Origin of the sequence: Pigmentiphaga sp. NML080357, from assembly GCF_002188465.1 — a bacterium.
Taxonomy (GTDB): Bacteria; Pseudomonadota; Gammaproteobacteria; order Burkholderiales; family Burkholderiaceae_B; genus Pigmentiphaga.
Genome location: NZ_NINW01000040.1, coordinates 34,960 through 58,791 on the forward strand (window position 1 = coordinate 34,960; position 23,832 = coordinate 58,791).

26 protein-coding genes are annotated in these 23,832 nt (G+C 69.0%); 19 read left to right on the forward strand and 7 right to left on the reverse strand.

Annotated features, from left to right (window positions below):
• Positions 1-2 precede the first annotated feature (2 nt).
• Both nrdR and ribD read left to right on the forward strand, forming a co-directional pair.
• Positions 3-476: a transcriptional regulator NrdR gene (nrdR, locus tag CDO44_RS18380; protein ID WP_087781742.1), complete on the forward strand. Its 474-nt coding sequence runs from the start codon at positions 3-5 to the stop codon at positions 474-476.
• Positions 477-534: 58 nt separating this feature from the next.
• Positions 535-1,644, forward strand: a complete 1,110-nt coding sequence (ribD, locus tag CDO44_RS18385) for a bifunctional diaminohydroxyphosphoribosylaminopyrimidine deaminase/5-amino-6-(5-phosphoribosylamino)uracil reductase RibD (protein ID WP_198951391.1) — start codon at positions 535-537, stop codon at positions 1,642-1,644.
• Between the two features lie 15 nt (positions 1,645-1,659).
• Here ribD and CDO44_RS18390 read toward each other — a convergent pair whose 3' ends face one another.
• Positions 1,660-2,424: an IclR family transcriptional regulator gene (locus CDO44_RS18390; protein ID WP_233146259.1), complete on the reverse strand. Its 765-nt coding sequence runs from the start codon at positions 2,422-2,424 to the stop codon at positions 1,660-1,662.
• Positions 2,425-2,580: 156 nt separating this feature from the next.
• Between CDO44_RS18390 and CDO44_RS18395 the strand changes: the two genes are divergently transcribed.
• The 3 genes from CDO44_RS18395 to CDO44_RS18405 are packed head-to-tail and all read left to right on the forward strand — an operon-like array spanning position 2,581 to position 5,653.
• The gene (locus tag CDO44_RS18395; RefSeq protein WP_087781744.1) at positions 2,581-3,852 is read left to right on the forward strand and encodes a Rieske 2Fe-2S domain-containing protein; all 1,272 of its coding nucleotides are present in this window, start codon (positions 2,581-2,583) and stop codon (positions 3,850-3,852) included.
• A gap of 48 nt (positions 3,853-3,900) precedes the next feature.
• Complete coding sequence (locus CDO44_RS18400) at positions 3,901-4,875, forward strand: tripartite tricarboxylate transporter substrate binding protein (RefSeq protein ID WP_087781745.1); 975 nt, start codon at positions 3,901-3,903, stop codon at positions 4,873-4,875.
• A 4-nt stretch (positions 4,876-4,879) separates the two neighbouring features.
• A complete protein-coding gene (locus CDO44_RS18405) occupies positions 4,880-5,653 on the forward strand; it encodes an SDR family NAD(P)-dependent oxidoreductase (protein ID WP_087781746.1) in 774 nt (257 codons plus the stop codon).
• A gap of 90 nt (positions 5,654-5,743) precedes the next feature.
• Here CDO44_RS18405 and CDO44_RS18410 read toward each other — a convergent pair whose 3' ends face one another.
• Positions 5,744-7,171: an NAD-dependent succinate-semialdehyde dehydrogenase gene (locus CDO44_RS18410; RefSeq protein ID WP_087781747.1), complete on the reverse strand. Its 1,428-nt coding sequence runs from the start codon at positions 7,169-7,171 to the stop codon at positions 5,744-5,746.
• 188 nt (positions 7,172-7,359) lie between these two features.
• On the opposite strand from CDO44_RS18410, the gene CDO44_RS18415 reads away from it, so the two are divergent.
• Positions 7,360-8,139, forward strand: a complete 780-nt coding sequence (locus CDO44_RS18415; RefSeq protein WP_087781748.1) for a GntR family transcriptional regulator — start codon at positions 7,360-7,362, stop codon at positions 8,137-8,139.
• 35 nt (positions 8,140-8,174) lie between these two features.
• Here CDO44_RS18415 and CDO44_RS18420 read toward each other — a convergent pair whose 3' ends face one another.
• A complete protein-coding gene (locus CDO44_RS18420; protein WP_087781749.1) occupies positions 8,175-9,017 on the reverse strand; it encodes an SDR family NAD(P)-dependent oxidoreductase in 843 nt (280 codons plus the stop codon).
• A gap of 179 nt (positions 9,018-9,196) precedes the next feature.
• Between CDO44_RS18420 and CDO44_RS18425 the strand changes: the two genes are divergently transcribed.
• The 9 genes from CDO44_RS18425 to CDO44_RS18465 all read left to right on the forward strand — a co-directional run bounded on the left by CDO44_RS18425 (position 9,197) and on the right by CDO44_RS18465 (position 16,406).
• On the forward strand, positions 9,197-10,114 hold the full coding sequence (locus tag CDO44_RS18425) for a hydroxymethylglutaryl-CoA lyase (protein ID WP_087781750.1): 918 nt from the start codon (positions 9,197-9,199) through the stop codon (positions 10,112-10,114).
• A gap of 68 nt (positions 10,115-10,182) precedes the next feature.
• Entirely contained in the window at positions 10,183-11,163 is a 981-nt protein-coding gene (locus CDO44_RS18430; protein ID WP_087781751.1) for an XdhC family protein, read from the forward strand.
• A gap of 35 nt (positions 11,164-11,198) precedes the next feature.
• A complete protein-coding gene (locus CDO44_RS18435) occupies positions 11,199-11,975 on the forward strand; it encodes a sulfurtransferase (RefSeq protein ID WP_087781791.1) in 777 nt (258 codons plus the stop codon).
• A gap of 131 nt (positions 11,976-12,106) precedes the next feature.
• Positions 12,107-13,297: a bifunctional 3,4-dihydroxy-2-butanone-4-phosphate synthase/GTP cyclohydrolase II gene (gene ribBA, locus CDO44_RS18440; RefSeq protein WP_087781752.1), complete on the forward strand. Its 1,191-nt coding sequence runs from the start codon at positions 12,107-12,109 to the stop codon at positions 13,295-13,297.
• On the forward strand, positions 13,294-13,836 hold the full coding sequence (gene ribH / locus CDO44_RS18445; RefSeq protein ID WP_087781753.1) for a 6,7-dimethyl-8-ribityllumazine synthase: 543 nt from the start codon (positions 13,294-13,296) through the stop codon (positions 13,834-13,836). The genes ribBA and ribH overlap by 4 nt, the downstream gene beginning before the upstream one ends.
• Entirely contained in the window at positions 13,811-14,296 is a 486-nt protein-coding gene (gene nusB, locus CDO44_RS18450) for a transcription antitermination factor NusB (RefSeq protein WP_369824691.1), read from the forward strand. The genes ribH and nusB overlap by 26 nt, the downstream gene beginning before the upstream one ends.
• 63 nt (positions 14,297-14,359) lie before the next feature.
• Entirely contained in the window at positions 14,360-15,334 is a 975-nt protein-coding gene (gene thiL / locus CDO44_RS18455; RefSeq protein WP_087781755.1) for a thiamine-phosphate kinase, read from the forward strand.
• 6 nt (positions 15,335-15,340) lie between these two features.
• A complete protein-coding gene (locus CDO44_RS18460) occupies positions 15,341-15,856 on the forward strand; it encodes a phosphatidylglycerophosphatase A (protein ID WP_087781756.1) in 516 nt (171 codons plus the stop codon).
• 28 nt (positions 15,857-15,884) lie between these two features.
• Positions 15,885-16,406: a CinA family protein gene (locus CDO44_RS18465; protein ID WP_087781757.1), complete on the forward strand. Its 522-nt coding sequence runs from the start codon at positions 15,885-15,887 to the stop codon at positions 16,404-16,406.
• On the opposite strand, the gene CDO44_RS18470 is transcribed toward CDO44_RS18465, so the two are convergent.
• Positions 16,394-17,146 (reverse strand): MipA/OmpV family protein, encoded by a 753-nt coding sequence (locus tag CDO44_RS18470; RefSeq protein WP_233146260.1) that lies wholly within the window; start codon positions 17,144-17,146, stop codon positions 16,394-16,396. The two genes, CDO44_RS18465 and CDO44_RS18470, sit on opposite strands and share 13 nt — an antisense overlap.
• 222 nt (positions 17,147-17,368) lie before the next feature.
• Here CDO44_RS18470 and CDO44_RS18475 point away from each other — a divergent pair, with 222 nt between their 5' ends.
• A complete protein-coding gene (locus CDO44_RS18475) occupies positions 17,369-18,031 on the forward strand; it encodes a response regulator transcription factor (RefSeq protein WP_087781793.1) in 663 nt (220 codons plus the stop codon).
• Entirely contained in the window at positions 18,028-19,416 is a 1,389-nt protein-coding gene (locus tag CDO44_RS18480; RefSeq protein WP_087781758.1) for an ATP-binding protein, read from the forward strand. Before CDO44_RS18475 ends, CDO44_RS18480 begins: the two co-directional genes overlap by 4 nt.
• 12 nt (positions 19,417-19,428) lie before the next feature.
• Here the strand turns inward: CDO44_RS18480 and gcvA are convergent, their stop codons facing one another.
• Complete coding sequence (gcvA, locus tag CDO44_RS18485) at positions 19,429-20,352, reverse strand: transcriptional regulator GcvA (protein ID WP_233146261.1); 924 nt, start codon at positions 20,350-20,352, stop codon at positions 19,429-19,431.
• Positions 20,353-20,479: 127 nt separating this feature from the next.
• Between gcvA and CDO44_RS18490 the strand changes: the two genes are divergently transcribed.
• Together CDO44_RS18490 and CDO44_RS18495 are read left to right on the forward strand one after the other, a co-directional pair.
• Positions 20,480-21,202 (forward strand): RraA family protein, encoded by a 723-nt coding sequence (locus CDO44_RS18490; RefSeq protein WP_087781759.1) that lies wholly within the window; start codon positions 20,480-20,482, stop codon positions 21,200-21,202.
• 77 nt (positions 21,203-21,279) lie between these two features.
• Positions 21,280-22,260 carry a tripartite tricarboxylate transporter substrate binding protein gene (locus tag CDO44_RS18495; RefSeq protein ID WP_087781760.1) on the forward strand — a complete coding sequence of 327 codons (981 nt, stop codon included), beginning with the start codon at positions 21,280-21,282 and terminating at the stop codon, positions 22,258-22,260.
• Between the two features lie 66 nt (positions 22,261-22,326).
• Here the strand turns inward: CDO44_RS18495 and pyrF are convergent, their stop codons facing one another.
• Together pyrF and CDO44_RS18505 are read right to left on the reverse strand one after the other, a co-directional pair.
• Positions 22,327-23,151, reverse strand: a complete 825-nt coding sequence (gene pyrF, locus CDO44_RS18500) for an orotidine-5'-phosphate decarboxylase (protein WP_087781761.1) — start codon at positions 23,149-23,151, stop codon at positions 22,327-22,329.
• Positions 23,152-23,251: 100 nt separating this feature from the next.
• Complete coding sequence (locus tag CDO44_RS18505; RefSeq protein WP_087781762.1) at positions 23,252-23,644, reverse strand: diacylglycerol kinase; 393 nt, start codon at positions 23,642-23,644, stop codon at positions 23,252-23,254.
• Positions 23,645-23,832: the final 188 nt, after the last annotated feature.

Genomic DNA, 23,832 nt, shown 5'->3' on the forward strand with positions numbered 1-23,832 from the left:
GCATGAAATGTCCTTTCTGTCGTCACGACGACACCCAGGTGATCGATACCCGGGTGCTGGAAGAGGGCAGCGCCATCCGCCGGCGCCGCCGCTGTTCGAACTGCGACCGCCGGTTCACCACCTACGAGCGGGTGGAGCTGTCCTTGCCGACGGTGGTCAAGCGCAACGGCAGCCGGTCCGAGTACGACCAGGGCAAGCTGCGCGGCAGCCTGATGCTCGCGCTGCGCAAGCGCGCGGTGAGCGCCGACGCGGTCGAGGCCGCCATCACCCGCATCGAGGAAGCCCTGATGACCAGCGGCTTGCGCGAAGTTCCGTCGGAGCGGGTGGGCGAACTCGTCATGCAGGAGCTCAAGAAGCTCGACAAGATCGCCTACATCCGCTTCGCTTCGGTCTACAAGAGTTTCGAGGACGTGGACGAGTTCACCGACGTGGTGCGCGAGATCCAGGGGCCGCTCCCTCCCGGCGCCAAACCTTGAGCGAGTACTGCCGCCCATGATTCCAGACGCCACCGAACGCCCCGAGGATGCCGCCTGGATGCGGCGCGCGCTGGAGCTGGCCGAAGGCGTCATCTACGCCACATCCCCCAATCCGCGCGTGGGCTGCGTGATCGTGCGCGATGGCGAAGTGCTGGGCGAAGGCGCGACCCAGCCGGTGGGCGGGCCGCATGCGGAGGTCTGCGCGCTGCGCGATGCGCAGGCGCGCGGGCTGCCGGTGCGAGGAGCGACCGTCTACGTCACGCTGGAACCGTGCAGCCACTACGGGCGCACGCCGCCTTGCGTGGACGCGCTGGTCGCGGCTGCGCCGGCGCGTGTCGTCGTGGCCATGGGCGATCCCAATCCGCGCGTCAATGGCGAGGGCCTGGCGCGGTTGCGCGCCGCCGGCATCGCCGTCACGGTTGGCGTATGCCTGGACGAGGCGCTGGCGTTGAACATCGGCTTCGTGGCCCGCATGAGCCGGGGCACACCCTGGCTCTGGGCCAAGATGGCAGCTTCGCTGGACGGGCGCAGCGCGCTGTCCAACGGCCGATCGCAATGGATTACCGGCGAGGCTGCGCGCGCCGATGGCCACCATTGGCGCGCACGCAGTTGCGCCGTGCTGACGGGGATCGGCACCGTATTGGCCGACAACCCCCGCCTGGACGTGCGTCATGTGCCGACCACGCGTCCGCCGCGCAAGATCGTGCTGGATTCCCGGCTGCGCATGCCGGCGGATGCGCGCCTGCTCGATGGCACCGAAACCTGGGTCTTCACCGCGCGCGAGGACGCCGCCAAGAGCGCCGAACTGGCTGCGCGCAACGCACGGATCATCTGCCTGCCGGACGCCGGCGGCCGTGTCGACCTGCCGGCGGTCATGCGCTGGCTCGGCCAGCACGACATCAACGAAGTGCATGCCGAAGCGGGGGCGCAGCTCACCGGCGCCCTGCTGCAAGCGGGCTGCGTCGACGAATTGCTGGTGTACATGGCGCCCATGCTGCTGGGCGAGGGCGCCGGCATGGCCCGGCTGCCTTTGCTCGAAGAGCTCGACCAGGCACGCCGCTTCGAGTTCGCGGACGTGCGCCGCGTCGGCGCGGACGTCCGCATGCGGGCGCCGGATCCGGGGCGCCTGGCGGCTGCGCGCGCCGCCGCGGCTCCGTCGCGGACCTGACGCACCGGGCGCGGGTCAGGATTCCTCGCGCTTTCCCAGCGTTCGCGAGAGTTCGGCAGCCTCCCGCACCAGCATTTCGCCGAATGCCTGGATGCGCTCGGCCGGCAGCCGCGCGCCCGGCCCGAAAACTCCCAATGATCCGGCCACTTGGCCGCTGCGATCGAAGAACGGCGCGGCGATCGCCACCGCGCCCTGGATCAGTTCGTCCTTGCTGACCGCATAGCCCCGCTGCTTGACCATGTCCAGGTCCTCCACCGGCCGCGCGATGTCCAGGCCGCGCTCGGCCGCGTAACGGCGGCGGTCTTCCCCGTCCGCGCCGATGTTGGCGAGAATGGCGCGGCCGCTGGCGCCGACGGATATCCGTTCCCGATAGCCGATGCCGCGCTTGAAGCTCAATGGCTGGGCGCTGGGCAGCTCCGCGATGCAGAGGCGGTCGCCGCCTTCCAGCACGAACAGGGCGACCGTTTCGCCGGTCTGCTCGCGCAGCCTTTGCATCAGCGGCGCGGCAAGGGCGGCGAGGTCCTGGCTCGATGTCCAGACATGCGCGAGCTGGCCCACCGAGGGCCCGAGGCGGAATTTCTGCGGGTCGCCTTCGGACACCACGAAACCGCGCTGTTCCAGCGTGTAGAGCAGGCGATAGAGCGTCGGCCGGCTCAGGTCCACCCGCTTGAGCAGCTGCCCCACCGTCAATTCGCAGTCCGCCGCCGTGAAGGCCAGCAGGATCTCCAGGGCCCGGTCCACGGCCCGCACGCTATCGCCCAGTTTCTCGGTTTCCGCCACACCTTTCCCCGCATTTTTCGATCCGTCGAGCCCGACATCGTAGCCGAGGGCGAGCACCGTTACGCCGCGCCCGGGCGGTTGACAACTCGATATATGTCCGTAGAATGGACTCAATTATCACAGAACGGACATCGTTCAGCAGGAGGCTGTGGAGTCATGAACAAGGAAACCTCGGAAATCCTGGTGCGCACGGGGCCAGGCACGCCCATGGGCAATTTGCTGCGGCGTTATTGGGTGCCGATACTCAAGTCGAGCGAAATCGCCGAACCCGACTGTCCGCCGGTGCGCGTGCAGATCATGGGCGAGAAGCTCCTGGCGTTCCGGGACAGCAGCGGGCATCCGGCGCTGATCGACGAGTTCTGTTCGCATCGTGGCGTGTCGCTGTACTTCGGCCGCAACGAGGAGGACGGCATCCGCTGCGCCTACCATGGGCTCAAGTTCAATCGCCGCGGCGAATGCGTGGACGTGCCCTCGGCGCCGCAAAGCTGTGCCCGCATGGGCATCAAGGCGTATCCCTGCATCGAGCGCGGCACCATCGTCTGGGCCTACATGGGGCCGCCCGACAAGCAGCCCAGCCTGCCCGAGGTCGAATGGTGCAGCCTGCCGGAAAGCCACATCTACGTGTCCAAGCGCCTGCAGGAGTCCAACTACCTGCAGGCGATGGAAGGCGGCATCGATACCAGCCATGTCTCGTACGTGCACCGCTACGAGGTGGACGTGGATCCCATGCACCAGGGCACCAAAGCCAACGACTACATCAAGGCCGATGGCAACGTGGTGTTCGACATCCAGAAGAACGATTTCGGCCTGACGCTGTACGGCCGCCGCAACGGCGAACCGGACTCGTACTACTGGCGCATCACGCAGTGGCTGTTCCCCTGGTTCACCCTGATCCCGCCGTTCGGCGAGCATGCGCTGGGCGGCCACGTGTGGGTGCCCATCGACGATCACAACTGCTGGGCCTGGAGCATCAACTTCCATCCGGACAAGCCGCTGTCGGAGCAGGAACGCGCCGATCTGGACGCGGGCAAGGGCATCCATGCGCCCTGCGATCCGGTCACTTTCCGTCCGCTCGCGAACAAGGACAACGACTATCTGATCGACCGGGTGGCTCAGAAAGAGAAACGCGCCTATAGCGGTGTGTTTGGCTTCGCCATGCAGGATGCCTCGCTGCAGGAAAGCATGGGCCCCATCCAGAACCACGAGGCCGAGCGGCTGCTGCCCACGGACCGCGCCATCGTCATGGCGCGCCGGATGCTGCACGAGGCGGCGCTGGGCCTGGCCAACGGCACCGAGCCGCCCGCCCTGGACGGCGCCGCCCAACGGGTGCGGGCGGCGGGCGTATTGCTCGATCGGTCGGCGGATCCGATGGAATGGGCCAAAGAACACCTGGCGGACGGCCTGAACCAGCCCGTCTACAGCGTGTAGCCACGCGGCCGGAGGCCGCTTCCATAACGAGAGGGTAAGGAGACTTTCATGCATGCATTCCTACGCAAGGCGGCCTGGGCGCTGGCCGCCTGTTCCGTCATCCAGGGCGCCGCGGCGGCCGAAGACTGGGCGCCGACCAAGCCCGTGCGCATCATCGTGCCCATCGTGGGCAGCACCAACGACGTCCTGGGGCGGCTGGTCGCTTCCAAGCTCGAAGGCATACTGGGCCAGCCGGTCATCGTCGAGAACAAGCCGGGCGCGGGCGGCAACATCGGCGCCGACCTGGTCGCCAAGTCGGCGCCGGACGGCTACACGCTGCTCGTGGGCTACAACGGGCCGATCGCCATCAACAAGACGCTGTTCGACAACATGCCCTATGACCCGGTCACCGACCTGGCGCCCATCACACTGGCGGTCAGCTCGCCGCAATACCTGGTGGTCAACCCGAACCTGCCCGTCAAGTCGGTGGCCGAACTCGTGGCCTGGTCCAAGGCGCACCCGGGCAAGCTTTCGTACGGTTCGGTCGCCACGGGCAGCGCTTCGCACCTGACCATGGAAATGCTCAACGAAGCGTCCGGGCTGGGCGCGACCCACGTACCGTACCGCGGCGCCTCGCCGGCGCTGGTGGATCTGGTCGCGGGCAACGTCCAGGCCGCTTTCATGGTGCCCGGCAACGTCCAGCAATACGTGAAGGAAGGACGCCTGAAGCTGTTGGCTTCCACGGGCGAGAAGCGTTTTCCCAGCACGCCAGAAATTCCGACCATGATCGAGGCGGGCTATCCCAACTTCGTCGCCACCTCGTGGATCGGTTTCCTGGCACCGGCCGGCACGCCGCGCAAGATCATCGATCGCTACAACAAGGAAATCGTCAGGATCCTGCACATGCCCGACGTACAGCAGAAGCTGCGCGACATGGAGTTCGAGGTGGTCGCCAATACGCCGGAACAGTTCGGTTCCTGGATACGGACCGAAGTGGAGCGCTGGGGCAGGGTGATCAAGGCCACCGGCGCGAAGGCGGGGTGACGCGATGGCCAGACTTGCCGAACGCAGGGCGCTCATCACCGGCGGCGCCTCCGGCATAGGCGCCGCGACCGCGCACCTGTTCTGCCGGGAAGGCGCAGCGGTGCTGCTGGTGGACCGCGATGCCGCCGCCCTGGAGCGTACCGCCGCGGCGCTGCGCGAACACCATCCCGATGCGCGCGTGGAATGCTTCGCCGCCGACGTGGCCGATGCCGATGCCGCGCCGCGAGCGGCGGAGCTCGCCATGCAAGCCTGGGGCGGGCTCGATGTCCTGGTATGCAATGCCGCGATGCGCAACTATTCGCCGCTGTCGCAGGCGCGACCCGAGGAATGGCAGGCGATGGTGAACGTCAACCTGGTCGGCACCGCCAACTATTGCCGTGCCGCGCTGCCCGCGCTGCGCGCAGCCGGCCGAGGCAGTGTGGTGATCGTATCCTCCTGCTATGCCGTGACCGGCCGTGCGGGCATGGGCATCTATGACGCCACCAAGGCCGGCCTGCTGGCGATGACGCGCACCCTGGCGTTCGAGGAGGCACCGCACGGTGTCCGGGTCAATGCGGTATGCCCGGGATCGACCTTGACCGAATTCCACGTGGGCCGCGCGCAGGCGCGGGGCAAGCCGGTCGAGGAGCTCAGGCGCGAGCGCAGCGATACCTCGCTGTTGCGGCGCTGGGCCGAACCCGAGGAGATCGCCTGGCCCATCGTCTGGCTCGCGTCGGACGAGGCGTCGTTCATGACGGGTACGCATCTGATGGTGGATGGGGGGCTGTCGGTAATGTGAGCTCCGGGAGGTGCCCGGCCAAGGGCCGGCGCGAAGTCCCGGACGAAGAACGAGACCGCGGGGCCCGTCGGGCCCGCGGCACGCAGGTCGTCAGATCTGCGTGATGAACTTGGTCACCAGATAGCCGTCGAAGGTCTCGACGCCGCCTTCGCTGCCTATGCCCGAGTCCTTCACGCCGCCGAAGGGCGTCTCGGCCAGGGCGACGCCGAAGTGGTTGATGTTGACCATCCCGGCTTCCAGGCCGTTGGACACGGCGGTCGCGGTCTTCAGCGAGTTCGTGAACACATACGAGGCCAGGCCGAAGGGCAGGCTGTTGGCGCGCTTGAGCACTTCCTCGATGGTCTTGAAGCGCGTGACCGGGGCGATGGGGCCGAAGGGTTCCTCAGTCATCAGCTTGGAGTCGTCGGGGATGTCGGTCACGACCGCGGGCGAGAAGAAATAGCCTTTTTCGCCCATGCGCGAGCCGCCCGTCACGACACGGCCGCCGCGCTGGCTGGCGTCGTCCAGGAAGGTTTCCATGGCCATCAGCCGGCGTTCGTGGGCCAGGGGGCCCATTTCCACGCCCTTGCCCAGGCCGTCGCCGACCTTGATGGAGGCGATGGTGTCGGCGAAGCGCGCCACGAACTTGTCGTAGGCTTTTTCCTGGACGTAGAAGCGGGTCGGCGATATGCAGACCTGGCCGGCGTTGCGGATCTTCATGCGCGCCAGCATCTCGGCCGCGGGCTCGACGTCGGCGTCGTCGAAGACCAGCACCGGGGAATGGCCGCCCAGTTCCATCGTGGTGCGCTTCATGTGGGCGCCGGCCAGCGCCGCCAGCTGCTTGCCCACCGGTACCGACCCGGTGAACGAGATCTTGCGCACGATGGGCGATTCGATGAGGTAGGTGGAGATCTCGCTGGGCACGCCCCAGACGATGTTCAGCACGCCGGGGGGCAGCCCGGCGTCGTGGAATAGCTGGGCCATGGCCACGACCGCGCTGGGCGTGTCTTCCGGACCCTTCAGGATGATGGTGCAGCCGGCGGCGACGGCCGCGGAGACCTTGCGGATGGCCTGGTTGAACGGGAAGTTCCAGGGCGTGAACGCGGCGCAGACGCCCACCGGCTCGCGTACGACGAACTGGCGCACCGCCGGGTTGCGGGGAGGGATGACTCGGCCGTAGATGCGGCGGCATTCCTCGGCGTGCCACTCGGCATGCTCGGAGCAGGTCATGATCTCGGCCACGGCCTCGGCCAGCGGCTTGCCTTGGTCCAGCGTCAGGTTGCGCCCGATGTCCTGCGCCCGTTCGCGCGCCAGCTCGGCAACCTTGCGCAGGATGCGCGAGCGCTCCATGGGCGAGGTCTTCTTCCAGCTCTCGAAGGCGCGCTGCGCGGCCGCCAGGGCGCGGTCGAGGTCGGCGCGGGAGGCGTGCGGCAGCTTGCCCAGCACTTCCTGGGTGGCCGGGTTGATGACGTCCTGTTCGCGACGACCGCCGCCTTGGATGAATTCTCCGTCGATGTAAAGGGCGAGGTCCTGATACATGCCTGTCTCCTGAGGGCGGCGGCCAGAGCGAGGTCGCCGGGAAGGGAAAAGTAGCGGAAAGAAAATGGCGAATAAGTCGTGTGCCTGCGGCAAACAGCCTCTTAGACTAGCACGGCGCGGGCCGGCGCGGCAGGCGGCCGGCCCGCGTGCTATCTTGGACTGGTCCGAACTTGCAAGATCATCCCGGCATGCCGGCAAAACGAGAATCGGGGCGGCGGCCCGCGCCGTCCGGGCCGCGCGCCTCGACGGGCGCCGGGCCCCGCTACCGCCAGATCCTGGAGGCCCTGCGGGCCCGCATCGAACGCGGCATCTATCCCGTCGGCGGCCACGTCCCCACCGAAAGCGCACTGTGCCGCGAGTTCGGCGTCAGCCGCTATACCGTGCGCGCCGCCCTGGCCAACCTGGTCGAGCACGGCATGGTCGAACGCCGGCCAGGCCTGGGCACGATCGTCCTGGCCCCGCAATCGCAGCGCGCCTACCAGCAGTCCATCCGGTCGCTGGCCGACCTGTTCCAGTTTGCGCTCGATACCCATGTGGCCATTCGCGCCTCGACCCTAGTGGAGCTCGACGCGGCCACGGCCGCGGTGCTCGGCGCCGAGCCGGGCGAGCGCTGGCTGCAGGTGGACAGCGTGCGGCGGACCGCCTCCGGCGGCCCGCCCATCTGCTGCACCAGTTCGTTCCTGCCGGACCGCCTGGCCTGGATAGGGCCGGAATTGCAGGACTGCGTGGGGCCGTTCTATGCGCACATCGAGGCGCGCACCGGCGAGCCCATCGTGCGCGCCACCCAGGAAATCCGCGCCGAGCCCATGCCCGCGCATCTGCGCCCCCTGCTCGACGACCGCGATGGCGCCATTGCGCTGTGCTTGATCCGTCACTATTTCTCGGCGGCCGGCAGCGTCATCTGCTCGTTCAATTGGCATCCCGCCGCGACCTTCAGCTACCGGATGGAAATCGAGCGCAAGCGCTAGGGCCGGTTGACGCCAAACATCCCTGGCGCTTCGTTCTACATGATGGCGGGCTTGCCGGCGTGCGGCGCCCGGGCGCCCTCGGCGGCCAGGTCAACGGGCAGCGATTCGTTCCACAGCCGGGCGATGTAGCGCTCGCCGGTATGCCCATTGGAGGCGTCCGAGCACAGCCACAGGATGCCGCGGCGCATGATGGAGGCGGGCAGCAGGTTGCCGTCGGCGCCTTTCTTGCCGGGGCCGCCCGGCAGGAAGTCGGTATCGGCGGCGCCGCCGGGCAGGTAGACGTTGACGTCGACGCCGGTGCCCGCCAGGTCCTGGGCCCAGATGCGCGAGGCGGCTTCGACGGCGGCCTTGCTCGGCCCGTAGGGCGAATAGCCGCAGCGCACCATGGTCTGTTCGCTGGTGGAGATATTGATGATCTTGCCGAACCCTTGGGCCACCATCGACGGGGCGGCGGCGCGCGCCATGTTGAAGGCGCCGTTGACGTTGGTCTCGATGATGGCGCGCCAGGCCTGCGGGTCCGTCTTCCAGAAACGCGCCGGTTCGGTCGTGAACGTATCGCTGATGATGCCCATGCCGATACCGGCATTGTTCACCAGCACGTGCAGCGCGCCGAAGTGATCGCGGATTTCCGCGACGGCACGCGAGCAATGGTCGAAACGGGTGACGTCGGCGACGATGGCGAACATGCGGCCGATGCCCGCGTTGGCCTGGGCCAGTGCCATGGTCTCGTGCATGGCGTCCGAGGCATGGGCGCCGGTAATGGCCACCCTGGCACCGGCGGCCACGAGCGCCAGCGCCATTTCCCGTCCCAGTCCGCGCGTGCCGCCGGTGACGAGGACGACGCGGTCGCGCAGAGATGCTGTGTGGTCTGCCGTCATGGCCCTTGCTCCTGGAAGAGGTTGCCGGGTCAGCCGTCCGTCGGCGCCGCGCTGCGGCAGCGTATCGATATTGGATCATAAGCCGGGAGGGCCGTGCGCGTCTTGCGCCGTGCCGCGGGGCGCGCTATGTTTGTCCGGACAAAAGCGATGCGATCGGGCATCGCGCCCAGGGAGCGGAGATGGAACGCAAGGTGGAAATCGTCGAGGTGGCGCCGCGCGACGGCATACAGAATGAGCGCGTGCTGTTGCCATCGGCGGACAAGATCGAGCTGATCCGGCGCGTGGCGGAGGCCGGGACGGATCGGGTGGAAGCGGCCAGCTTCGTCAACCCCAGGCGCGTGCCTCAGATGGCCGACGCCGAAGCCGTCATGGCGGGCGTGGAACGCCGGCCCGGCTTGTCGCTCATCGGCCTGGTGCTCAACGCCGCGGGGCTGGAGCGCGCCCGTGCGGCGCGTTGCGACGAGGTCAACGTCGTGGTGGTGGCCAGCGAAACGTTCTCGCGCAAGAACCAGGGAGCCGGCATGGCGGACATGGCGGCCGCGGCCGCGGCCATTCTCCAGGATGCGCGGGCCGCCGGCATGCGGACCTCGGTCACGGTCGGCGCCGCATTCGGCTGTCCGTTCGAAGGCGAGGTGCCGGCGGACCGGGTGCTGGCGATGATCGAGTCGCTGCTGCCGGCGCAGCCGCACGAGATCGCCCTGGCCGACACCATAGGCTGCGGCGTGCCGACCCAGGTGCGCGCGCTGCTGGCGGGCACGCGCGCGCTGGCTCCGGCGGCGCGCCTGCGATGCCATTTCCACAATACCCGCAATACCGGCTTGGCCAATGTGCTGGCCGCGGTGGAGGCGGGCGTCGATGCGCTGGATGCGAGCACGGGCGGCTTTGGCGGCTGCCCGTTCGCGCCGGCGGCCACGGGCAATGTCGCCACCGAGGACGTGGTCTACATGCTCGAACGCATGGGGGTTGCGACCGGCATCGATCTGGACGCCGTGCTGCGCACCGCGCAATGGCTGGGCGAGCGGCTCGAGCGGCCCCCCATCGGCGGCCTGAGCCGCGCGGGCCGTTTTCCCGCCGTGTCGGCCGGGGCCTGCGCATAGCGCGGCCGCCGCGTTGCCCGCCTGCACTATCATGGCGTTCTGCGAATGAAGTGGAGTGGCAACGAGCAATGGACAACGTCGATCTGGACGTCTTGCGGCGCCTGGCCCAGTGGCGGCGCGAGGGGCACGAGGCCGTACTGGGCACGGTAACGCGCACGTGGGGATCCGCGCCGCGGCCCATCGGGGCGATGGTTGCCGTGCGCGGCGACGGCGCCATCGCAGGTTCGGTCTCGGGCGGCTGTATCGAGGACGACCTGTCGGACAAGGCGCGCGCCGGCGCCTGGTCCGGTTCCGCCCCCCGCGTCGTGCGCTACGGCGTTTCCGCCGAGGAGGCCACCCGTTTCGGACTGCCATGCGGCGGCACGCTGGAACTGGTCCTGGAGCCGGTGCGCGAGCACAGCGGCGTGGATCGGTTGCTCGCCGAACTGAGCGCAGGGCACCGGGTATTGCGGCGGCTCGATCTTGCTACCGGCGCCGCCACGCTCGAGCCGGCCCGCGACCGCGCCGATACGCTGGTGCTGACCGCGACCGAACTGGTCGCCACACATGGGCCGAGCTGGCGCCTCCTGATCATCGGCGCCGGCCAGATGTCGCAGTACCTGGCGCAGATGGCGCTCGCGCTCGACTATGAAGTGATCGTCTGCGACCCGCGCGAAGAGTACGCGCAAGGCTGGGAGGTGGCCGGGGCTCGGCTGGTGTCCACCATGCCCGACGATACCGTGGTCGAGATGCGCCCCGACCGCCATACGGCCATCGTCGCGCTCACGCACGATCCCAAGCTCGACGATCTCGCGCTGCTGGAGGCGCTCAAGTCCGAGGCGTTCTACGTGGGCGCCATCGGCTCGCGGGCCAACCAGAAGAAGCGCCGCGAACGGCTGGTGGAGTTCGACCTGACCCCGGACGACCTGGCACGGCTGCACGGGCCGGTGGGGCTGCGGATCGGCGCCCGCACGCCGCCCGAAATCGCCGTCGCGATCCTGGCCCACATGACGGCCGAGCGCTACGGCTATCGCAAGCTGGAATTCGAGGCGGCGGCCGCCGGCGCGTAAACTATCGCGCTTTGCCGTTCCCGGATTGGATCGCCGTGCCCGCAGTCGTCAATATCGCCGCCTATCGCTTCGTGTCCCTGGACGACCTGCCCGCGCTGCAGCGGGCGGCGCGGGAGCGGGCGCAGGCCTGCGGGCTCAAGGGTACGGTGCTGCTGGCGCCCGAGGGCATCAACCTGTTCCTGGCCGGCGCCCGCGCCGGCATCGACGCCTGGCTGGACTGGCTGCGCCACGGGCCGGCATTCGGCGAACGGCTCGCCGGCATCGAGGTCAAGGAAAGCCTTTCCGACCATGTGCCCTTTCGCAAGCTGCTGGTCAAGGTCAAGCGCGAGATCATCCGCATGGATCATCCGACGATCCGGCCCGAAGCCGGCCGGGCGCCGGCTGTCGATGCCCGCACGGTGGTGCGGTGGCTGCGCCAGGGCCGCGACGACGCGGGCCGCGAACTGGTCATGCTCGATACCCGCAATGCCTTCGAAGTCGACGAGGGCACGTTCCGGGGCGCCGTCGACTGGCGCATCTCGAAGTTCACGGAATTTCCCGCCGCGGTAGAGGCGCACCGCGCGGAGCTCGAAGGCAAGACCGTGGTGAGCTTCTGCACCGGCGGCATACGCTGCGAGAAGGCCGCCATCTACATGGCCGAGGCGGGCATCGAGCGCATCTACCAGCTCGAGGGCGGCATCCTCAAGTACTTCGAGGAGACCGGCGGCGAGGGATTCGAGGGCAGCTGCTTCGTCTTCGACGGTCGGGAGGCGCTGGATCCCGCCCTGCGGCCGCGGCTGGACCGGCCGGCGGAGCCGGCCGAGGCCCCGTAAGGAAGAGCGCCCCGGGAAGCACCCGCCCGGCGAATTTCCCCCGCATCCGGGTAAAATACGCGGTTTCCCCGTACCGGCCGCTCTCCGCGCCGCAACCGGTACAGCACGCAACCCCGCGCCGGACGATCGCCATGTCTGCATTCATTTCTCCCGTTCCCGCTCCCGGCGGCTCTTCGGCCATCTCGTCGGTGCCTGAAATCGTGGCCGAGCTGCGCGCCGGCCGCATGGTCATCCTGGTGGACGAGGAAGACCGCGAGAACGAGGGCGATCTGGTGATGGCCGCCGAATTCGTCACCCCGGAAGCCATCAATTTCATGGCCCGCTACGGCCGTGGCCTGATCTGCCTGACACTTACCGAGGACCGCTGCCGGCAGCTGAACCTGCCGCTGATGGTCTCGGCCAACGGCACCAAGCACGGCACCAATTTCACGGTGTCGATCGAGGCCGCCCAGGGCGTTACCACCGGGATCTCGGCGGCCGACCGGGCCCGCACGGTCCAGGCCGCGGTCGCGCGCGACGCCAAGCCTTCGGACCTGGTGCAGCCCGGCCATATCTTCCCGCTCAAGGCGGCGCGCGGCGGCGTGCTGGCCCGCGCCGGCCATACCGAGGCCGGCTGCGACCTGACGGCGATGGCCGGACTCACGCCGGCATCCGTGATCTGCGAAGTCCTGAAGGACGACGGATCGATGGCGCGGCTGCCGGATCTCATCGAATTCTCCCGGCAGCACGACATCAAGATCGGCACCATCGCCGACCTGATCCAGTACCGCAGCGAGCACGAATCGCTGGTGCAGCGCGTGGCCGAACGGCCGATACGCACCGCCTACGGCACCTTCCGCGCGGTCATGTACCGCGACACGCCCAGCGGCGCGCCGCACCTGGCGCTGGTCCACGGCGACATCCGCCAGGATCGCGAGACCCTGGTCCGGGTGCACGAGCCCACGTCGCTGCTCGACGTGCTGGAGGTCGCCAAGAGCACGCACAGCTGGAGCGTGCCCAGCGCCCTCGAAGCCATCTCGCAGGCCGAGGCCGGCGTGGTGATCCTGCTCAATTGCGACGGCACCGCCTGCGATCTCGTGGCGGAGTTCCAGCAACTGATCGACCAGGACCGCTCCGGCGCGGCTTGCGGAGACGCGCCGCCCCGCATGGACCTGCGCACCTACGGTGTCGGCGCGCAGATCCTGAAAGACCTCAACGTCGGCAACATGAAGCTGCTGGCGCGACCGATCCGGATGCCCAGCATGACCGGCTTTTCTCTTACCGTGACCGGCTACGACGCCGGCCACGAACAACCCCCCACCAAGGACGGCGCCCCATCATGAATCCCTATACCATGACCCCCGATTTGAATGGCGAAGGGCTGCATATCTGCATCGTGCGCTCCCGCTTCAACGAGAACATCGGCGAGCAGGAGCTGCAGGCCTGCCTGGAGGAACTGGGCAAGCTGGGCGTGGACGAACGCGACATCATGGTCATCTCGGTGCCCGGCGCGCTCGAGCTCGGCGTGACGCTGGCCCAGCTCGCCCATACCGGCGAGTTCGACGCGCTGATCGCGCTGGGCGCGGTGGTGCGCGGCGAGACCTACCACTTCGAGGTGGTCAGCAATGAAAGCGCCGCCGCCATCACGCGCGTGTCGCTCGAGACCGGCATTCCCGTCGCCAATGGCGTGCTGACGACCGACACCGAGGAGCAGGCGCTCGAGCGAGCCGCCGGCAAGGGCCGCGATTGCGCGCAGACCGCGGTGGAAATGGCCAACCTGCTTGCCACCCTCGAACCGGAGGAAGACGACGAGGACTTCGACGAGGAAGACGAGGACGACGAAGACGAAGACCTGGATGACGAGGAAAACCGGCATGACTGAAGCAAGCCGCCAGGCCGGGCGCAGTGCCCGGCGCCGTGCGCGGGAGGTCGCCTTGCAGGGCGTCTACGAGTGGCTGCTCAAGGGCGCCGACGCCGGCGAGATGGGCGAGATCGATGCCCACATGCAGGACGACGAAGGATTCGCCGAAGCCGACCTCGCACATTACAAGGCGCTGCTCTACGGCGCGGCGCGCGATGCGGCCGCGCTGCGCGAGCGTTTCGCGCCCTTCCTGGACCGCCCGGTCGCGGAGCTGTCGCCGGTCGAGCACGGCATCCTGCTGATCGGCGCCTACGAATTGCTCAATCACGTCGAGATCCCCTACAAGGTCGTGATCAACGAAGCGGTGGAGCTGGCCAAGTCCTTCGGCGGGACCGACGGGTTCAAGTTCGTCAACGGCGTGCTGGACAAGCTCGCGGCCGAGGTCCGGACCGCGGAGGTCCAGGCGGGACGCCGCGGCTGATCGCGGGGACCGGATGAGGCCGCCCCGGCGCCCGCTTCGATCGCCGTTCCCCGGAGGGGCCTGATGGCGGGCGGCGAATTCGACCTCATCCGGCGGCACTTCACCCGCCCCGCGCCGGCCGGCGTGCTGGGGGTGGGCGACGACTGCGCCTTGCTGCCCGCCATGGGCGAGTCCACCGCCGTCAGCGCCGATCTGCTGATCGAAGGGCGGCATTTCTTTTCCGACGTCGATCCCCGCGCGCTGGGGCACAAGGCGCTGGCGGTGAACCTGTCCGACCTGGCGGCCATGGGCGCGCAGCCCACGGCTTTCGTCCTCGGGCTCGCATTGCCGCGCATCGACGATGCCTGGCTGTCGGCCTTCGCCCAGGGCATGTATGCGCTGGCCGACGCGCACGGCTGCCCTCTCGTCGGGGGGGACACCACGCGCAGCCAGGCAGGGCTGACCATCGCGGTCACGATCTTCGGCGCGGTGCCGCCCGAACTGGCGCTGCGGCGCTCGGGCGCACGGCCGGGCGACGACATCTGGGTGTCCGGCACGTTGGGCGACGCCGACCTGGCACTGCGGCTGCTGGCCGGCGAGCCGGACGTGCCGGTGGCCGACCGGGCCGCCGCGTTGGCCGCCACCCGGCGCGCGCTGGAGTGGCCCGAACCCCGGGTGGGCCTGGGGCTCGCCCTGCGCGGCGTGGCGAGCGCTGCGATCGACGTGTCCGACGGTCTGCTGCAGGACCTGGGCCACATCCTGTCCGCCAGCGGTTGCGGCGCCCGGCTGTGCGCGGACGACGTGCCGGTGTCGGCCGCCGTATCGTCCCTGCCGCCGGCATGGCGCCACCGCTGCGCCCTGGGAGGCGGGGACGCCTACGAATTGTGTTTTACCGCCCCGGCCGCCGCGCGCGGCCGGGTTGCCGAGGCCGCCGCGCGAGCGGGCACGGCGGTGACGCGCATCGGGACCGTGCAGGCCGGATCCGGCCTCTGCGTGGTGGACGGCGCCGGCACGCCCCTGCCTGAGTTGCCCCGCGCGGGGTTCGATCATTTTGCGTGAGACGTCATGACCGATATCCCTTCCCCCGGCACGGTGCCGGTCAGTCCGAGTTTCGCATGGATGCGCTCGCGCTTGTCGCGGGTCATCGCCTTCGGGCTGGGCAGCGGCCTGGTGCGGCCGGCGCCCGGCACGTGGGGCACGCTGCTGGCCTGGATCCTTTGGCAGCCCTTGTCGGCGGCGCTGTCTTCTCCGATGCACCAGGCGGTGTTCCTGCTGGCGGCCTTCGCCCTGGGCGTATGGGCCTGCGACCGCGCGGGCCGCGACCTGGGCGTGCCCGACCATGGCGGCATGGTCTGGGACGAGATGGTCGCCTTCTGGACCGTGCTGTGGCTGATTCCGGGCACGGCCGTGTCGCAGGCCTTCGGTTTCCTGCTGTTCCGGCTGTTCGATATCCTCAAGCCGCCGCCCATCGGCCATTTCGACCGCCGGCTCAAGAACGGGCTGGGCGTGATGTGGGACGATCTGATCGCGGCGTTCTACGCGCTGCTGGTGTTCGCCCTGTACCAGCGCATCGCGGGCTGAGCGCCCGCCGCGATTGACGGGAGGCCTTATGTTCGACGACGAATCGCTGGACTTGTCCGCCGAGGTGGGACGTGTCCTCTTGGCGCGGGGCCAGATGCTGGCGGCCGCCGAATCGTGCACCGGCGGCCTGGTGGCCGGCCTGGTGACCGCCGTGGCCGGATCGAGCGCCTGGTTCGATCGTGGCTTCGTTACCTACACCAATGCGGCCAAGATGGCGCAGCTTGGCGTGCGGGAGGCGACGCTGGCGGCCCATGGCGCGGTCAGCGAAGAAACCGCCGGCGAGATGGCGGCCGGCGCGCTGCAGGCCGCGGGCGCCCAGGTGGCCGTGTCCACCACCGGCATCGCCGGTCCTGGCGGAGCCACGCCGGGCAAACCGGTGGGCATGGTGTGTTTCGGCTGGGCGTGGAACGGCCCCGCGGGGCTGCAGATCCGCACGGCCACCCACCTGCTGGATGGAGACCGTTCCGAGGTTCGCATGCAATCGGTAAGGATTGCCTTGCGCGGCGTGCTGGACCTGGCGCCGGATGCCGCCGGCGCTCAGAAGGAATAGGTCAGGCCCACGCTGCCGAAGCCGGCGGTCTTGCGCTCGACGATCGGGCTGTCGGCGGCGTCGCCTACCAGGGTTTGCACGCCGATCAGGCTGATGACGCGCCAACGCTCGGTCATGCGATAGCTCCACGAGGCGAAGGCCACGCCCGAGCGCAGGCCCGACGACGGCCGGTAGGCCGGCAGTCCCGCGCCGCTGCGCGCCGATTGTTCCGGCGTGACGCCGAACCAGGTCTGCATGTGGTCGCTGTTGCCCCATTCCAGGCCGGCGCCGACCTGGACGTTGTGCCGCCCTTCCTGCCAGATGGCGTAGGAGCCGCGCGCGCTCAGCGTACCGCCGTAGCCGCTCTTGGCGGCCTGGGTGTAGGAGATAGAGGCGCTCCAGCGGCCCGGCTTCCATTCGGCGAATACGCCGTACTGGGCATGCCTGTCGATGTCGCCCAGCCCTTCCAGGCGCTCCGAGCGCTTTTCCTTGCGCCCCAGCCCCATGCCGAGACGCACGCCGACGCTCAGGTCGGGCGCCACGTTCATCTTCAAGCCCACCCCGGGCAGCCCCTGGCTGTTGGAGATGAAGAAGGGGCCGCGCTGGAAATTGACGATGGGCACCGGCAGAATGCGGTAGCTGTCGGCGCCGGGGTACCAGGGAGCGACGGCAATGCCGCCGCCCACGAGGTCCTGCCCCATGGCCGGGGGGATGACCCCCAGCAGGAAACAAAGGCAGAGGCTGCGCGGGTCGTTGATCATGCGGAATTCTCCTGGGGCCGAGGCGCCCTTGGGGGCGCGGCCGGGTGGTCGGGATCGAGGGGGAGGCGGCGGCCAGCCCGGCCCGGGCATAGGCGCGAACCAACCGCCGACGCCCATTCTGCGCGGGCCGGTTTAAGAACTTTTTAAAATCGGTGGACCATACTCGCGCCCATTGCCGTGCTTCGGCCGGCGCCGCCGATGAACCCGACCCGGAAGACCGCCGTGCGTATACTGCTCGTGGAAGACGATGCCATGCTGGGCGACGCGCTCGTGACCGCGCTCGGCCAACAGGACACGGGAGTCGACTGGGCGCGCGACGCCTCCGAGGCGCGGATGGCGCTGATCGACCACGACTATGCCGCCGTGCTGCTCGATCTCGGCCTGCCCGGCGGTTCGGGGCTGGCGGTGCTGGCCGCCATGCGGGCACGTTACGATACGACGCCTGTCATCATCATGACCGCGCGCGATCGGCTCAGCGACCGGATCGGCGGCCTGGACGCCGGCGCCGACGACTACATCGTCAAGCCGTTCCAGGTCGACGAATTGCGGGCCAGGCTGCGCGCGGTGTTGCGCCGCAGCCTGGGGCGGGTGGCGCCCGTCCTGCGCTGCGGCGACGTCGTGCTCGACCCTTCCTCGCGCTCGGTGAGCTGCCGCGGCGAGCCCGTCGCATTGAGCCGGCACGAATACCAGACCCTGCTGGCGCTGATGGAGAAGGCGGGCAAGGCCTTGTCGCGCACCGCGCTGGAAGAAGCCGTGTACGGCGGCGACAGCGTGATCGAAAGCAACACCGTGGCGGTCTACGTGCATCAGTTGCGGCGCAAGCTGGGAGAGGACCTCATCGAGACGGTGCATGGCTACGGCTACCGATTGAGGGAAGCGCGATGAAATCGCTGCGCGCGCGCCTGTTGATCGCCATCCTGGCCACCATGGTGCTTACCCTGGCGGGCATGCTGTTCCTGTATCGCGCCGAAGTCACGCGCGAACGCATCGGGGAGCGGGACATGGCGTTGCGCGAAGTCGCCCATCTGACGTTGCTTTCCCTGCCCGACGGGCTGGAGAACGTGCCGCCGGGGCGCAGCTTCTCGTTGCCCGGCGAGCAGCGCCTCGAAAGCAATACGGTGCAGGTGATGTTCCAGGTGTGGAGCCTGGCCCACGGCCACGTCGTCCTGCATTCGCCCGGAGCGCCGAACGGCCCCATCGTGGGCGACATGCGCGAAGGATTCTCCACGGCGATGGTGGATGGCGAACCGTGGCGCGTCTATGCCGTGTCGGATGCCGGCGGCCGCATACAGGTCCAGGTCGGCAAGCCGCAGGCCATGCTCAACAAAGAGCTGCACGAGCGCCTGACCCGCGTGCTGCTGGTCCTCGGGCTGCTGGCTGCCATGCTGGGCGTCGTGGTGGCGGGGGTGGTGCATTGGTCGATTTCCCCGGTCACGCGCCTGTCGCGGCTCATCTTGCGGCGGCGCTCCACCGACCTGCAACCCCTGCCCACGGGGGCCCTGCCCGTGGAGCTCAGGCCCCTGGTGGAATCGTTCAATCGCCTGCTGGGCCGGCTGGACGAGACCATGCAGAGCGAACGGCGCTTCCTGATCGACGCCGCCCACGAACTGCGCACGCCGCTCGCCGTCATGACGGTGCAAACCGAGAACGCGTTGTGCTGCCAGGACCCGGAGCAACTGCGCGCCGAATTGAACAAGCTGCTGGCGACCACGCAGCGCAGCGCACGGCTGTCCGAGCAACTGCTGGACATGGCGCGGCTGGACGCAAACGGCCACGCCGAGGCCGAGGCGAGCGTGGAGTTGCACACCGTGGTCTCGGTCATCGCGCGCGATTTCGAGACGGGAGCCGCCGAGCGCGGCCAACGCGTGAGCCTGGAAACCGAGACGTGTCTGGTCAGAGGGCAGGTGGACCCGCTGGGCATCCTGGTGCGCAACCTGATCGACAATGCCGTGCGCTACAGCGGACGCAATGCCCGCATCGCCGTCTCTTGCCGGCACGAGGCCGGCAATGGCCGGGGCGATGTGCTCCTGGTGGTGGCGGACGACGGGCCGGGCGTGCCCAAGTCCGAGCACCGGCGCATTTTCGACCGCTTCTACCGCGTGGCCGGTACCTCCGAGCGAGGCAGCGGCATCGGCTTGTCGCTCGTGGCGCAGATCGCCGAATTGCACGCGGCGACGGTGGAGGTGGGGACGGGCCTGTACGGACGCGGGCTGCGCATCAGCATCCGTTTTCCGGCGCTGCGGCCGCATGCCGAGGCCGCAGCCGCCTGAACCCGGCGCGATTCAGCCAGCGGGTGTGGCCGCGCGCCGCGTTTCGTCGGCGCGCGCTTCCGCGAGGATCCAGTCGCGGAAGGTGCTCAAGTGGGCGTCGTGTTCGAGCCGTTCGGGGTAGATCAGGTAGAAGGCGTTGTCGATGCCCACGCGCGGTCCGAACGGCGCCACCAGCCTGCCGGCGGCGAGGTCCTCGGCCACCAGCGCATGCTGTCCCATCGCCACGCCCAGCCCTTCCAGCGCCGCCTGGTAGGCGAGGCTCACGCTCTCGAAGGTCAGCCCCCGGTCGGGATCGATATCGCAGGCGCCGGCGGCCTCCAGCCAAATCTTCCAGTATTCCGGCCGGGCCACCGACTGGAGCAGGGTGTGATGGGCGAGGTCGCGAGGCTGTTCCAGCGGTATGCGGCCCTCCAGCAGCCGCGGGCTGCACACCGGCAGCAGCTCGATGCCGACCAGGTGGCGGGAGATGACGCCGGGCCAGTCGCCGCGCCCCATGCGGATGGCGACGTCGGCATCGTGCACGGTGAAATCCACCGGCTTGAGCGAGGTGGTGAAGATGGCGTCGCGCCCCGGGTGGGCCGCGTGAAAGGCCGGCAGGCGCGGCACCAGCCAGCGCATGGCGAAGGTCATGGGGCACCAGATGTGCAGCGGCTTGTCGCGCACGCCCTGCATCGCCCGATGCGTTGCCGCCGCGACGCGGTCGAAGACGTCGCTCAGGTCGTCCAGGTAGCGCTGGCCCACGGGGGTGAGCCGCACTTCCCGGTTGACGCGCTCGAACAGCCTGGCACCCAGGAACTCCTCCAGCACCATGACCTGGCGGCTGATCGCCCCGGGCGTGACGTGCAGTTCGCGCGCGGCGCGCGTGAAGCTCAGGTGGCGCGCCGCGGCCTCGAAGGTGCGCAGGGGGTTGAGCGGGGGCAGGCGTGAGCTCATCATCAATGAGTAAAAGTCAACGATATTGACTATAAATCGATTGATGCAGCTTGGGAATGCGATGAGAATTTTTCAAACAATCCGCTTCGGCCCGCCGGGCCGGAGGTTCAATCCCGACAGGAGACCACGCATGACCAAGACGCTGCTGGGCAAGCTCGCCCCCGAACGCGTAAAAAGCCTCGACATCGAACGGCCGCCCCAGGATCTCATCGACGGCTTCAAGGCGCTGGGCGACGCCACGGGCATCGTGTCGGACGTCATGGACAATCTCGGCATCGTCGGCGCGCTGCCCGGTTCGCTGCTCAAGCCCACCATCGCCGGCGCCACCATCGTGGGCCCGGCCCTGACCTTGCGCAATACGGTGCTGACCGGCCATCCCAACGACAATGCCCGCGCCTACCGCAACGGCATGGCCGAGATCGAGGCCCATAACATCGCCGAACAGGGCGACGTCCTGGTGATCGAGGGCGTGCGCGGGCTGTCCAACATGGGCGGCATTTCCGCCCAGGTGGCCAAGCGCCAGGGCGAGATCGGCGCCATCGTATCGGGCGGCGTGCGCGACCTCGCGCATTCCCGGCGCGTCGGCTTCCCCGTCTGGGCGACCGAGGTATCGCCCATCACCGGCAAATGGCGGATCGAAACGATCGAGATCAACGGCCCCGTCCAGATCGAGGGCATACGCGTGAATCCCGGCGACCTGGTGGTGGCCGACGACACCGGCGTGTGCTTCATCCCCCGGGAACGGGCGCGCGAGGTGCTGGAGCTCTCGCGCAAGCGCGCCGCCGCCGAAGACGCGCGCTGCGACGCGATCGACCGCGGCGTGGCGATCCGCGACCTGCCGTCGGCGACCTGAGGCGCAACGCGCCGCCGTTCGCTGCGCCGGGCAAGGCCGCGGGCCGGTTCCGGCGCAGCCCCACATCGGAGACATTCGTGCAAAACCATCCTAGCCTGTGCGCGGCCGTGGCACTGGCCTGCGCCGCCGTGCCATGGGCCTCCCCCTCGCGGGCGGCAGATTATCCCGCCCAACCGATACGCCTGATCGTGCCCTTCGCCCCGGGCGGCGGCACCGACATGATCGCGCGCGTGGTCGGCAAGAAGCTGGGCGAGCGGCTGGGGCAGCCGGTGATCGTGGACAACCGGCCCGGCGCCAGCGGCATCATCGGCGCCGAGGCGGTGGCCCGGTCCGCTCCCGACGGCTACACGCTCTTGATGGCGACCACCGCCATCAGCTCGAACGGCAGCCTTTACGACACCATTTCCTATGACCTGAAGAAGGATTTCGCGCCCGTATCGCAATTGGCCAACGCGCCCGCGGTGCTGGTGGTCAATCCCGGCCTGCAGGCGTCCTCGCTGCAGGACCTTATCCGCTACGCCCGCGAACGGCCCGGTCAGGTCAACTATGCCTCCTACGGCGTGGGAACGGCGCCCCACCTGGTGGCGGAGCTCTTCCAGCAAAGCAGCGGCGTCAAGCTGTACCACGTGCCCTACAAAGGGGGCGGACCGGCGGTCCTGGCCACGCTGTCGGGCGAGACCAAGCTCCTGTTTCCCAGCCTGGTACCCGTGATGAACCACATCAGGAACGGCAAGCTGCGGCCGCTGGCCGTGGCGTCCGCCAAGCGCGCGCCGGGCCTGCCCGACGTGCCGACTTTCCGCGAAGCGGGCATGGAGTTCGAGACCGGCACCTGGTTCGGCATCGTGGCGCGGGGCGGCACGCCGGCGCCCATCGTGGCGCGGCTGCACAAGGAGATCGTCGCGCTGCTGGGCGATGCCGAAGTGCAGAAATCGATCGAGAGCGAAGGGGCCGAAGTGGTGCCCAGCCCGACGCCCGAGGCATTCGGCCGGCTGATCCAGGCCGAGAGCGAGCGCTGGGCCAAGGTCGTCAAGACCGCGAACATCCGGGTCGAGAAGTGACAAGGCGAAGGGGCATGGGGCAGCCCCTTCGAGGAACGGTTCCGCCGTCCCGGTAGCCGCGAGCTCCTAGGCGCGGGGACGGAAACCGTTGATCGCGTCGCGGGTGGCGCGCGCCGCGGCCGCGGCCGCCTCGCGCCAGTCGTCGCCGCTGCTGGCGTACAGGATGGCGCGCGCGGAGTTAATCATCATGCCGGTACCCGCGGCATTGCAGCCCGCTTCCACCGTGGCCTGGACGTCGCCGCCCTGGGCGCCGATGCCGGGCACCAGCAGCGGCATGTCGGCGCCGATGCGGGTGCGCACCGCCGCCAATTCCGCCGGGAAGGTGGCTCCCACTACCAGGCCGCACTGGCCATGGCGATTCCATTTCTCCGCCACCAGGCTTGCCACGCGCAAATACAGCGGTTCGCCGCCGCTTTCCAGGAACTGCAGGTCCGACCCGCCGGGATTGGAGGTGCGGCACAGCACGATCACGCCGCGGTCGGGCCAGGCGAAATACGGCTCGATGGAATCGGAGCCCATGTAGGGACTCACCGTGACGGCGTCCGCGCCGTACCGCTCGAAGGCCTCGATCGCATATTGCTCGGCCGTGGAACCGATGTCGCCGCGCTTGGCGTCCAGCACCAGCGGGATACCGGGGTGGTGTTCCCGGATGTGCCGGCACAGGGCCTCGAGCTGGTCTTCGGCGCGGCGGGCGGCGAAATAGGCGATCTGCGGCTTGAACGCGCACGCGTAGGGCGCGGTGATGTCCGCGATCTGGCGGCAGAAATCGAAGATGCGGTCGGTCCGTCCACGCAGCTCGGCGGGAAAGCGGTCGGGGTCCGGGTCCAGGCCGACGGTCAGCAGGGAGTCGGACGCGGCCCAGGCCTGCGTCAATTTGCGGGTAAAAGACATCGTGGAAGGCGGGGAATCGGATTCGATCCGCCATTGTAGGAGCAACCGGCGGCCGACGCGAAACGGCGGCCGGCGCCTCGGGGGCGGGCCCCGCCGGGCCTCATTCCAGCAGGCGTCCGATCAGCACGTGCGCCCAGAGTCCCGCCGAAAACAACAGGGCCAGCATCACCGCCGCGCTGCCCAGGTCCTTGGCGCGCCCCAGCAGCGGATGGGTCTCCACCGACAGCGCGTCCGCCAGTGCTTCCACCGCTGAGTTGAGCAGTTCGGTCACCAGGACCAGCAGCATGCTGAACAGCAGCAGGAGGACCTCGGTCGTGTCGCGGCCGAGCCAGATCGCGGCCGGGACCAGGACGACGACCAGCGCGAGCTCCTGGCGGAACGCCGCCTCGTACTTGAGCGCGGCGCCCAGGCCTTGCAGGGAGTAGCGGCAGGCGCGAAGCACCCGCCGCAGGCCGCCAGTGCTCTTGTAGGGGGAGTGGTGTTGATCGGTCATCGAAGGAAGATGTCGTGAGATCGGGCGCAGGATACAGCGAATCGCGCCGGCGGCGCATGCTTGGGGTTTGCAACAATAGCCGCCGCGAGGTGCCAATGTTGACATAGATTCGCCGTAATCTCCGGGAACGGTACGCCGGCTGCCGCGGCCGGCCCGTCCCGGGCCCTACATTCCATCGAAAGCAAGGA